Genomic DNA, 12,051 nt, shown 5'->3' on the forward strand with positions numbered 1-12,051 from the left:
TCTTGTTCGAAACGGCATATGAGAGCTCGACGTAGCCGATGCTGTTGGCGGTGTTTTGAACGGCCGCCGCAACGCCCTGGTTGCCCTTGCCGCCCACGCCGTTGCCGGCTTTGTCAACCGGCCATTCGATCGACGAACCGGCGCCGACGTTCGCTTTCCAGTCGGAGCTGAAGGAGGAAAGCGCCTTGGTGAAGATTTCCGTCGTGCCGGATCCATCGGAGCGGTGGACGACCGTGATTGCGGCATTCGGTAGTTTGCCGGCCAAATCCGGATTGAGCGCGACGATCGCGGGATCACTCCAATTGTTAATGCTGCCGTCATAAATGCCGACCAAGACTTCCCGGCTGAAGATCAAGGGCGGATCTTCGCTGGTAATGCCTTCGATGTTGTAAATCGGCACCACCGCACCGGCGATCATCGGGTACATCTGCAGGTCGCCGCCAGCGGTATATTCCTCGTCTTTCAAGAGCGAGTCGGAACCAGCGAAATCAACGGTGCGGTCGACGATGGCCTTCTTGCCGCCGCCGGAACCGATGCCCTGGTAGTTGATCGCGACGGACGGATCAACATATTGGTAGGCGTAGGTCCATTCGGTGTAGACCGGAAGCGGGAAAGTCGCGCCGGCACCATTGATCTGGATCGATCCTAAAGCGGCCTGTGCTTCGGGAGTCGGCGTGATAACAACGACCTGCGGCGTCCCCTCCACGATGCGGGTCACTTCCACCATCGACTCACCTGATGCCTGAGAAGCGCAGGCGGAAAGCCCCAGCGAGAGCATGAGACCAACAAAGATAGCGTAACGTTTTAACGACATGTTTCTTATCTCCTCAAGTTTTTAGTCTGCACTTCATGTTATTGGGCACAACTTAAGTACAGGTCAAGGTTTGGTTAAGGTTTCTTAACAAAAGATCACCCGCCACGGTGCTCACGACAGGTGATCCGAAGGAGAGGAAAAGATGCCTTCCCCCAACGATCAGGCGCGGCTTGCCAAGTTAAAACGCTCCGGTTGCGTAGTTCGAGTGTTTCCGGATGACCGGTGAAGGTATCGGCCGATCGTGCGGCAGCGAGTGCATCGACCTTCGACACGCACGACGCAGCGAACGCAGTAGTACTCGATATGAAATGAAAACGAACCGCAGTAAGGGCAATAAACCGTATCCATAACGGGCAGATTCTGATTTGGCATCGAACTGCCGTATGAAATCGGCAAACTGACATTCTTGCCTGCACGTGCATTCGCTGAAGCACATCGCAGCTTCAATCGACGTTTACCATCCTGTTTGAGCGTTGTTCTTCCATTTTTTCTTGTTTAGCATACGCTCAGCGTATTTCATTCATCTTAAGCGCGTGTCAAGATTGGATTAACCATGTTTAACGTCCCCATGCACATTTTCGAGGCACGAAGGGAATTAACTCACATCCATCCAACCTGGCGAATTTGAACGAACACGAGGCGATCGGTTACGCTGGCTGTTCTTGTTGGCTTATTCCCGCGCGGCGCGGTAGGCGGCGAGCGCACGCTCCCGCGCCCAGGCGTGGTCCACGATCGGCCGTGGATATTCCCGCCCGATGCGGCAGCCCGAGTCCTTCTGCACGTCCCCAGGCAATTTCCAGGGCTCGTGGACGAAACGGTCAGGGACATTTTCGAGAACGGGCAGCCACTTCCGCACGTACTCGCCATGCGGATCGAATTTCTTGCCTTGTGCGACCGGATTGAAGATCCGGAAGTAGGGTGCCGCATCGGTGCCGGTGCCAGCCGTCCACTGCCAACCGCCGTTGTTCGCCGCCGGGTCGCCATCGAGTAGGTGCTGCATGAACCAGCGTTCCCCCCAGCGCCAGTCGATAAGCAAATCTTTGATCAGAAAGGAAGCCACGATCATGCGCGCCCGATTGTGCATCCAGCCGGTCTGGTCGAGTTGAATCATGGCCGCGTCGACGATGGGATAACCGGTTCGCCCGCGGTACCAGGCCTCGAAATCGCCGTCATCGTTGGACCAAGCAATTGCAGCCAGGTTATCCCGGAAATTCTCCCGACGAACACGAGGGAAATGCGCCAGAACGTCGATGTAGAATTCGCGCCAGATCAGCTGCCGCAGCCACGCCGCAGCGGACGCACGCCGATCTTCATCGTGGAAACTGTTGCGGGCATCCATCGCCAGCGAGGCGGCAAAACGTGGTGAAAGAACACCGAAGCGAAAATACGGGGAAAGCATCGAAGTGCCGTGCAAGTCGGGCCGATCGCGATTCGCCGCGTAGCGGGCAATCCCTTCTCGGACAAATACCTCCAATCGTTCACGTGCAGCCGCTTCGCCGACCGGGAAGATACTTTCGTGGCGATATACCGGCGTTTCAGGGATGGGCAGCGATTCGAGATTGCCCGGCGTGTGGACCAGTTTTGGAGCCGGAATCCGTGCATATGTCTCCACTGGAGCCAGCGCGCGCCAGGCGCGGCTGTAGGGCGTGAAGACGACGTACGGCTGGCCGTCTTTTTTCCGTACGCTCTGCAGCGGATGGATCGTCAGACCTTCTGTGAGATTCAGTGGAAGTGCTTTTTGAATCGCTGCGTCTCGTTGGCGGGCATACGGCGAGACGCCAGCCTGGGCGAAGATCGCTCCCGCACCGATCTCGGCCGACAGTCGAGTCAGCACCTCGAGCGGTTCTCCCGCGCGGAAAATCAACCGGCTGCCGATGCGCCGAAGTGAATGATCCAGGGATTTTAAACTTGCGAGCAGGAAAGCCTTGCGCACCGCTCCGCTGTACTGCGAGTCCCACAGACCGGGATCACGGATAAACAAAGGGACGACTTCGTCCGCTGAGTCCAGCGCAGCTCGAAGCGCAGGGTTGTCCGCCAGGCGCAGATCGCGCCGCAGCCACCAAACGGCCGTTGTCATCCCATACCTCCGGCCCCACCAGCATGCCCTCAACCACAATTTTACTATCCTCGAAAGGCAGGCGAGATGAAAATCGCAATCTACGCAGATCATCGCACCGCGGGAATACTTAAGTTTCCCCATTCACGCCTCCAAGAAAATAACGGTCGATGGAACCGTTGAATTCCGGAAATGGGCGTACTTTTTTGAAACGAAATGGGTTAAACCCTTTGAAAATAACACCGAGTCCAACTTGAAGGGAATATAATGAATCCCAGAATCCTTTGTATTCAAGCTTCAGATTGAGGCAGATTTGACCCGGACAGCGAAGGAGCAAACGACATCATGACCCAAATATTCGGACCGCAAGCCGGTGATTACGGCGTTGAAAACCACGGGATACAAAACCCGGGAACGGTGTATTGGAACTTGACTACGCCGATGTTGTACGAGCGCATCGTCCGCCGCCACGAAGGTGTGCTGGCGCATTTGGGACCCATCATCGTGCGCACCGGCGACCACACGGGTCGATCGCCGCACGACAAGTTCATCGTCGAAGAGCCCTCCAGTAAGGACGACATCTGGTGGGGAAACGTCAATCGCCCGATGGACGAAGACTGCTTCAATGACATTCACCGCCGCATGCTGGCTTACATCCAGAACCGGGACATCTTCATCTTCAATGGTTACGCTGGCGCTGACCCCGAATACCGCACCCCGGTGCGTATTATCACCAATTATGCCTGGCACAATCTCTTCGCCCGCAACATGTTCATTCGCGAGCTCGACCACGAAAAACTGCGCACGCACGTCCCCGAGTTCACCGTGATCGACATGCCCGGATTCCACGTCGACCCCAGCACCGACTGTACGGCCAGCCAGACCGCCATCCTCGTGCATCTCGGCAAGGGACTGATCCTCATCGCCCGCACCGAATACGGCGGGGAGATCAAGAAGAGCATCTTCTCCGCCATGAATTACAAGCTGCCCAAGCTGGGCGTACTGCCCATGCACTGCAGCGCGAATTACGGGAAGGATGCGGACGACGTCGCTCTTTTCTTCGGCCTCAGCGGCACGGGCAAAACCACATTGAGCAACGTCCCCGAACGGTCCCTCATCGGCGATGACGAACATGGTTGGAGCGAACACGGCGTCTTCAACTTCGAGGGCGGTTCGTATGCCAAGGTGATTCGATTGGATCCGGAAGGTGAACCACTCATTTACGAAACCACGAGGCGTTTTGGCACAATACTGGAAAATGTCGCGTACGACAGCCAGACGCGTCGGGTCGATCTCGACGATGACGCGCTCACAGAGAACACCCGTGCCAGTTACCCGATCACCCACATTCCTAACGCCGTCCGCGACGGCGTCGGCGGGCATCCGAAAAACGTCATCTTTCTCACGGCGGACGCCTTTGGCGTGCTCCCGCCCATAAGCAAACTCACGACCGAACAAGCCATGTACCACTTCTTGAGCGGCTACACCGCCAAAGTTGCCGGTACCGAACGCGGCGTCACCGAGCCGCAGCCAAATTTCAGCGCTTGTTTCGGGGCACCTTTCATGCCGCTGCATCCCAAGGTGTATGCCAACTTGCTGGGGGAAAAGGTCAAGAAACACAAGGTGCAGGTCTGGCTGGTCAACACCGGCTGGACGGGAGGGCCGTACGGCGAAGGTCGGCGTATGAAACTCTCCTACACCCGTAAAATGGTCGACGCCGCGCTCAACGGAGATCTGGACGACGTCGAACTGGAAACGGAATCCTACTTTGGACTGCGCGTTCCCAAACACGTCGAGGACATCCCGCAGGACATCCTGCACACGCGCAAGACCTGGAAAGACCCGAAGGCCTACGATCGTCAGGCCAATAAATTAATCGACATGTTCCACGAAAATTTCAAACCGTTCGAGGCACAAGTCGATAAGAAAGTCATCGCAGCCGGGCCGCGCAAATCCTGAAATCGGGCTGCGTAACGGGGCACGGCGGCGATTCTCATTTTGCTTTCGTCGATGCACCGATTTTAGCGACCGTCCGATTAGTTGAAATAATCGGGCTCGTTGCCGCCTTTCCACTTGATGTTACAGCCAATACTCGGTCTTTGATCGGGATTCACGGGCTCATCCGCCAAGACGGCATCCAGCGCGCTGCGCAGATCCTTGCCGCTGACCGGTACGTCGTTTCCCGGCCGGCTGCCATCCAGTTGACCACGATAAACCAATTCCCGGTCATCGTCGAAGACGAAGAAATCCGGCGTGCAAGCCGCTGTGTAGGCTTTGGCCACCTCCTGGCTATCGTCATAGAGGAAGGGGAATCTAAAACCCAATTCTTCGGCCATCTCCTTCAGACTGTGCGGCGCATCCTCGGGGTAGGTGCCGGCATCGTTGGCGCTGATCGCCACGATCCCAACGTCTTTAGCGGCGTAATCCCTCCCGATCCTGGCGATCTCTTGCTGCACGTGTTTGACGTACGGGCAGTGCCGGCAGATAAACATCACCAGCAAAGCCTTCTTCGAGGCGAAATCGTCCAACGAAACCGTTTCCCCACTGACCACATCCGGAAGGCTGAACGCCGGGGCTGCTGTGCCCAACGCCAACATCGTTGATGGGGTTTGAACCATGTTTCCCTCCTTGGCACATCGAAACCAATCGTCTTCATTTGAAGAGTTCAGAAACCAATACCCACTCTCTTTATATTCTATCAATTCAAAACATTGGGCATCTCCACGAATCTATCATCGGCAGGCTTTGGAATGTGGATATAATTGGGTATATCAGGTAAGAATTGGTTATTTCGTATTGTCTCAAAGATACACATATTGGAATTGGAGGCCAATAATGCAATCATCCGGACTGCATCACGTTACATCCGTCAGCGCCGACATCGCTGAAAACGTCCGTTTTTACACGGATGTCCTGGGTCTGCGCCTGGTCAAGAAATCCGTCAACCAGGACGATGTGTCCGCCTATCACCTATTCTACGCCGATAAGGTCGGCACCCCGGGCACGGACATGACGTTTTTCGATTGGCCCCACATCGGCCGGAACGTGCGCGGGACGGACGGTATCGTCGGCACCGCCTTTCGGGTAAACAGCCGCCAGGCGCTTCAGTTCTGGCAAAAGCGTTTCGAGGCATTGGATATCCAACATGCGGAAATCACTCCCTTTGCCGGTCGACAACTGCTGCCGTTCGAAGATCCGGAAGGCCTGCGTTTGTACCTGGTCAACGATGAAGGAGACGACTTCGAAGGCGAGATCTGGCAGCGTCCGGACATACCCGACGAGCATACCTTGCGAGGCTTTTTCGGCGTCATCCTTTCCGTAGCCGAGCTTCGGCGGGTATCGATGATTCTGACGGACATCCTGAATTTCGAGGAAATCGAGCGAACGCGCTGGATCGACCAAAAGTCGAACGCCGTGATCTTCACCACCCACCAGGACGGCGGTCCGGGATCCGAAGTCTGGCTGCTCGAGCAGCCGTTCCTGGGACGCGCCCGTCTGGGTGCAGGAGGAACGCATCACGTTGCTTTTCGCGTCGCGGACATCGAGACCCAGAAACAGTGGCGCCAACGCTTGTCAGCCCGAGGTTTGTCCGTTACGCCGCTGATCGACCGTTTTTGGTTCAGCTCGATTTACTTTCGAATATCCAACGGAATCCTGTTCGAAATCGCCACCGACGGACCGGGATTCGCCATCGACGAGAATCTGGAATCGCTGGGCGAGAAATTGGTTTTACCGCCCTTCCTAGAGCAACGCCGTCGAGAAATTGAAGCCGATCTGACGCCGATCGGAGCGTGAGGTTGCATGACGGACAACATGCACGCGGGACAGCCCATCCAACGGATGGGTACGGACCTGGGGGACGCGAAAGTCGTCGTCATCTTGTTGCACGGCCGCGGGGCGGATGCCTACAGCATGGTTCCGCTTACACGCCAGCTCGAGGTGCAGGGTGTCCACTTCATCCTCCCGCAGGCCGCTTCAAACCGCTGGTATCCTCAATCTGCATTTGGCCCCATCGAGGACAACGAACCCGATCTCTCCTTCGCCCTGGAGCGAATCGACACCCTGATGCAGCAAGTGGTAGACGCCGGATTCTCGAAACGGCAAATCGTGTTCGGCGGGTTCTCGCAAGGGGCGTGTCTGACCAGCGAATACGTCGCCCGCAACGCAGACAGATACGCAGGATTGTTCGTTTTCAGCGGCGCGCTGATTGGCCCTCCCGGCACACCGCACGATTACCCCGGAACGTTGCACGGCGTGTCTGTTTTCATCGGCGGGAGCGACGTCGATCCCTGGATTCCCTACACCGCACTCGAAGAGACGGCAGCCGCGTTCGAGCGTATGGACGCCAGAGTGGATTTTCGCGTGTACCCGGGCATGGCGCACACGATCAATCAAGAGGAAATCGATGCCGTGCGCTCCATGCTGAAAGATGCCGTCGAGGCGGCTGCAGCGTAATACGCCTGTCACCACACACTTCAACGAATCCCATCGAGAACGAAGTCAAGCCACGAACGAACTGCAGATGAAACACTGCTATAATCATGCGTTACCGAGCTGGTTCCAGCCGCACGGAGCGCGCAAGCATGAATGTCGAATCCACAGATGAAACGGATCTGACCCGCGGGTATGCCACCGCACTGCTCAGCGCGGCCATCCTGTCCACGACGGCGATCTTCATCCGCTATCTCACATTGAACTACGACATGCCCGCCCTGGTATTGGCGTTCTGGCGAGCCGTCTTTGTCGCGCTGACGCTGCTGCCCATCCTGGCCATTCGGCGGCGAGACCTGCTGCGCACCACCTCGAAGCATCGGGAATATCTCCTTCTCTTCGGCTTCATACTCTCGATTTTCAATTCGCTGTGGACCCTGTCGGTAGCCATGAACGGCGCAGCCATCTCTACGGTTTTAGCGTACAGTTCCGCCGCCTTCACCGCCCTGCTTGGCCACTGGCTGCTTCAAGAACGTTTGGGATGGGGTAAAATCCTGGCCGTAGTCCTTTGCATAACCGGCTGCGTCCTGGTGGCAGAAGCCTACGACGCCAACGCCTGGCAGAGCAACACGCTGGGGATTCTGACGGGGATACTATCCGGTCTTGCGTATGCCGTCTACAGTCTGATGGGGCGTTCCGCATCACAGCGCGGCTTGAACCCATGGACCACGCTGTGCTACACCTTTTCCTTCGCGGCGGTCTTTCTGCTCGCCTACAACCTGATCCCCGGCATCGAAGTACCGGGTACAATCAACCGCTTCAAGGATTTCTTCTGGCTGCAGGATTCCCTCGCCGGATGGGGTGCCTTGCTCCTGCTGGCCGCAGGACCGACCCTGTCGGGTTATGGCTTGTACAACGTAAGCTTGAGCTACTTACCCTCCAGCACGGTCAACCTGATTCTCACACTCGAGCCGGCCTTCACCGCCACGCTGGCCTACATCCTTTTCGGAGAACGCTTAAACCAAATCCAAATTGCCGGCAGTTTCCTGATCATCTCCGGTGTAGCCATACTGAGACTCTTCGAGAACCGCTTCGCAAACCGCAGGCTCAGAGTGATGTAGGGAAACACCAACCACCTGACGCTCCGATTCGCCCCTCTTATTGCGCAGACAATTGCATGAATACACGAACGGCAGATTGGGATTTCGCGAGCGAAGAAATCAACCCGGTCGATTCGTTTTGGGCCGTTTCATACCCAACAAGCTCAAACACAAGAACAGCTCACCACGATGGTGGATTTCCTGCTCGAATACGTGCCAGAGGATCCAACCCAACTTCGGGGCTCCGTCGTCCGGGACCTGCACAATGCGGTTGAAGTCTTCAACGTTGACTTCAGCCAGGTAGTCCATGGTTTCGGTGTGCACGCGCTTCATTTCGGCGCGAACGGCATCCACCGTGTTCAAGTTCTTGTCTTCGGGAGGCCATTCCGGGAGCGAACGCCGGATCACAAAGTGAATCCAACCTTGTTCCAGGTTGATGATGTGACGCAGAATATCCCCCACCGTGCGCGGGTAAGCGTCCGCCGGCTTAAACTTCAAATGTTCATCCTCGAGCATGTCTACGGCCCGCATCAAATCCCGCCAGACCTTGTTCCAATGATCGAAAAATTGTGCTGCGTTCATCGGCCGTCCTCCTCACGGTCCACCCAACGAGCCAGTCCCGCCGGCGGCCGATATTGAGTAAGCCGGGCGAGCAAGCGATCGACATCGCTATCGACGATCAACAAATCCGGATGCTCGTCGTAAATGAACCCTTCAACCCGCGCATGCTCGATCAGATTCAACAGCAAATCGAAATACCCGTTCACGTTGAGTAAGCCCACAGGCTTCTGATGCAATCCGATCTGCGCCCACGTGAGTACCTCGAACAATTCCTCGAAAGTCCCAAAACCGCCGGGCAGCGCCAGGAATGCATCCGCGGCCTCCATCATGATCGCCATGCGGTCGTGCATATCATCCACGACGCGCAGTTCTGTCAGGTTGGGGTGCGCCAAAGCCGGGGTATTGAAGAGACGCGGCAGGATCCCGATCACTTTCGCGCCACCTTCAAGTGACGCGTCCGCCAGGGCTCCCATCAGACCGGTGCCGCCCCCTCCGAAAATCAAATCCATGCCGCTATTTGCCAGAGCCTGTCCCAAGGACCACGCTGCTTCGAGATAGAGGTCCTCGATCAAGTCGCTCGAGCCACAGAAGACGCAAATCTTTCGGATGGCATTCATGACGTTTCGGGGACCCTCTTCTCCAGAATTGGCTTCAACCACATTCCCCGGAAATCATATTCCTCAAGAACGTCTTTCTTTATCCCAGTTGCCGAACAAAAATTCACCATGATCGGTTAGAATAATGGACCGAAGGGTTTCATCGTCAAGTGAGGGTCGCCAAGCCTATATTCAGGCATTATATCTCACAAATCCTGGCGAACTGAGATACGCGATCCATCCGGCGATCCGGCGGCTCCGCAATGTCGATATTTCCCTGCAATCCCAACAACCAAAGATAGGGATTGGTGTTAGCATGTAGGGCAGGTTTTCTGTCGGCCGGTCGAAAAATCCGCCTGGCCGATTGTCGCGGGAATTTTCGGTCCACGACTTCGAATCATCACGATGGTATTCGCAAAAAAATGGACGATTTCTTCCCGCGGGAATAAAGCCTGACCCGAAAACGGCGCACAGCATCAGAGAGGTACCGAACATGACAGCGAACGGACCGGCAGCACGCTTGGCATTGGAAGACGGCAGCCTGTGGGCTGGACGCGGGTTCGGTGCGGCGGGAACGCGTGTGGGCGAAGTCGTGTTCAATACCGGCATGACCGGCTACCAGGAAATCCTGACGGACCCAAGCTACGCCGGCCAGATGGTCATGATGACCGCCACACAGATCGGCAACACGGGCATAAATCCGGAAGATTACGAATCGCGTGGCATATTCCTGCGCGGCTTCATCGTGCGCGAGCTGAGTCCCTGCGTCTCGAATTGGCGTGCGGAACTCTCACTTTCCGATTGGCTGCTGAAAAAGGACATCGTTGGTATCGAACGCATCGACACGCGCGCCCTCACCCGCCGCCTGCGCGAGAAAGGCAGCCTGAAGGGTGTGCTCACGACCGACGTTGCGCCGAGCGACGACGAGCTCGTCGAACAGGCACGCGCGTGGCACGGCACGAGCGAGATCGATCTGGTGCAAACCGTGACCTGTTCCAAGCCCTACACCTGGGTGGAGCCGTCCGAAGAGCGCTGGATCTCCACGAAAGCCGTGCCGCACACTGCCGCCTATCACGTCGTGGCTTACGATTACGGCATCAAGCAAAACATACTTCGCCGATTGGCGAGCTATGGTTGCCGCGTCACGATCGTCCCCGCCTCGACGTCGGCCGAAGACGTTCTGGCGCTGCAGCCCGACGGCGTTTTCCTCAGCAACGGCCCGGGCGACCCCGCAATTCTCGGCTACGCCGTCAAGACGACGAAGGAACTTCTCGGAAAAGTACCGATCTTCGGGATCTGCCTCGGCCATCAAATCCTGGGCCAGGCATTCGGCGGCAAGACCTACAAGTTGAAGTTTGGCCATCACGGCGGCAACCAGCCTGTAAAGCATTTGCCGACGGGACGCGTCGAGATCAGCGCTCACAACCACAATTTCGCCGTCGATCCCGATTCGCTGCCAAAAACGATCGAAGTGACTCACGTCAATCTCAACGATGGCTGCTGTGAGGGTATGCGCCACACCCAACTCCCGGCCATCAGCATCCAGTACCACCCCGAGGCGGCGCCGGGTCCTCACGACGCGGATCCGCTGTTCGTGGAATTCGTGCAAATGATGGCGAAAGAAACGGTGTAGTTCAGATGCCGAAACGAACCGATATCGAAACCATCCTGGTCATCGGCGCTGGACCCATCGTCATCGGCCAGGCCGCTGAATTCGATTACAGCGGCACGCAGGCGATCAAGGTGCTCAAATCCGAAGGCTATCGCATCGTCCTGGTCAACAGCAATCCGGCGACGATCATGACCGATCCCGAATTCGCCGACGCCACCTACATCGAGCCCATCACCAACGACATCCTGGAGATGATCATCGCCAAGGAACGCCCGGACGCCCTGCTTCCCACGGTCGGTGGTCAGACCGCACTCAACGCCGCCGTTGCGTTATCGGAGAGCGGGATCCTCGACCGCTACAACGTGGAATTGATCGGCGCCAAACTCGAAACGATCCGCCTCGCCGAAGACCGGCTGCTTTTTAAAGAAGCCGTGGAAAAGGCGGGGTTGTCCTGCCCCATCGGCGGCCTGGCCAGGTCGGTGAAGGAAGCCCGAGAGATCGCCCGCGAAATCGGCCGTTATCCGATTTTATTGCGCCCATCGTTCACCCTCGGCGGCAGCGGGGGCAGCATCGCCTTCAGCGAAGATGAGTTCGCAGCCAAAGTGGAATTCGGATTGCAGGAAAGCCCTGTCGGTACCGTTCTGATCGAGGAGAGCCTCATCGGCTGGAAGGAATTCGAATTGGAGGTCATGCGCGACCACGCAGGAAACTTCGTCGTCGTCTGTCCGATCGAAAACCTGGATCCGATGGGTATCCATACCGGCGATTCGATCACCGTCGCCCCCACGCAAACCCTCACCGACCGGGAATATCAGGTTTTACGCGACCAATCCCGCATCATCATCGACGTCGTCGGCATCGAAACCGGCGGCTCGAACATC

The 12,051-nt window shown here is 56.9% G+C and carries 11 protein-coding genes; 6 read left to right on the plus strand and 5 right to left on the minus strand.

The window, feature by feature from the left end:
* Positions 1-814, minus strand: an 814-nt coding sequence (gene pstS, locus P8Z34_16460; protein ID MEJ2552266.1) for a phosphate ABC transporter substrate-binding protein PstS, incomplete at its 3' end; no start/stop codon positions are given.
* 670 nt (positions 815-1,484) lie between these two features.
* Positions 1,485-2,891, minus strand: a complete 1,407-nt coding sequence (locus P8Z34_16465; GenBank protein ID MEJ2552267.1) for a deoxyribodipyrimidine photo-lyase — start codon at positions 2,889-2,891, stop codon at positions 1,485-1,487.
* Between the two features lie 324 nt (positions 2,892-3,215).
* Between P8Z34_16465 and pckA the strand changes: the two genes are divergently transcribed.
* Positions 3,216-4,829 (plus strand): phosphoenolpyruvate carboxykinase (ATP), encoded by a 1,614-nt coding sequence (gene pckA / locus P8Z34_16470; protein ID MEJ2552268.1) that lies wholly within the window; start codon positions 3,216-3,218, stop codon positions 4,827-4,829.
* A 77-nt stretch (positions 4,830-4,906) separates the two neighbouring features.
* Here pckA and P8Z34_16475 read toward each other — a convergent pair whose 3' ends face one another.
* Positions 4,907-5,488 carry a thioredoxin family protein gene (locus P8Z34_16475; protein MEJ2552269.1) on the minus strand — a complete coding sequence of 194 codons (582 nt, stop codon included), beginning with the start codon at positions 5,486-5,488 and terminating at the stop codon, positions 4,907-4,909.
* Positions 5,489-5,705: 217 nt separating this feature from the next.
* Between P8Z34_16475 and P8Z34_16480 the strand changes: the two genes are divergently transcribed.
* From P8Z34_16480 to P8Z34_16490, 3 genes are all read left to right on the plus strand, one after another.
* Positions 5,706-6,665 carry a ring-cleaving dioxygenase gene (locus tag P8Z34_16480; protein MEJ2552270.1) on the plus strand — a complete coding sequence of 320 codons (960 nt, stop codon included), beginning with the start codon at positions 5,706-5,708 and terminating at the stop codon, positions 6,663-6,665.
* 6 nt (positions 6,666-6,671) lie between these two features.
* Entirely contained in the window at positions 6,672-7,325 is a 654-nt protein-coding gene (locus P8Z34_16485) for a dienelactone hydrolase family protein (protein MEJ2552271.1), read from the plus strand.
* A 128-nt stretch (positions 7,326-7,453) separates the two neighbouring features.
* Positions 7,454-8,422, plus strand: a complete 969-nt coding sequence (locus P8Z34_16490) for a DMT family transporter (GenBank protein MEJ2552272.1) — start codon at positions 7,454-7,456, stop codon at positions 8,420-8,422.
* A 99-nt stretch (positions 8,423-8,521) separates the two neighbouring features.
* Here P8Z34_16490 and P8Z34_16495 read toward each other — a convergent pair whose 3' ends face one another.
* Together P8Z34_16495 and P8Z34_16500 are read right to left on the minus strand one after the other, a co-directional pair.
* Entirely contained in the window at positions 8,522-8,983 is a 462-nt protein-coding gene (locus P8Z34_16495; GenBank protein MEJ2552273.1) for a DinB family protein, read from the minus strand.
* Complete coding sequence (locus P8Z34_16500; GenBank protein MEJ2552274.1) at positions 8,980-9,579, minus strand: TIGR00730 family Rossman fold protein; 600 nt, start codon at positions 9,577-9,579, stop codon at positions 8,980-8,982. The genes P8Z34_16495 and P8Z34_16500 overlap by 4 nt, the downstream gene beginning before the upstream one ends.
* A gap of 472 nt (positions 9,580-10,051) precedes the next feature.
* Between P8Z34_16500 and carA the strand changes: the two genes are divergently transcribed.
* Positions 10,052-11,191: a glutamine-hydrolyzing carbamoyl-phosphate synthase small subunit gene (gene carA / locus P8Z34_16505; protein MEJ2552275.1), complete on the plus strand. Its 1,140-nt coding sequence runs from the start codon at positions 10,052-10,054 to the stop codon at positions 11,189-11,191.
* Between the two features lie 5 nt (positions 11,192-11,196).
* The coding region (locus P8Z34_16510; protein ID MEJ2552276.1) for a hypothetical protein at positions 11,197-12,051 on the plus strand (855 nt) is incomplete at its 3' end.

This window comes from Anaerolineales bacterium, assembly GCA_037382465.1.
GTDB lineage: Bacteria > Chloroflexota > Anaerolineae > Anaerolineales > E44-bin32 > WVZH01.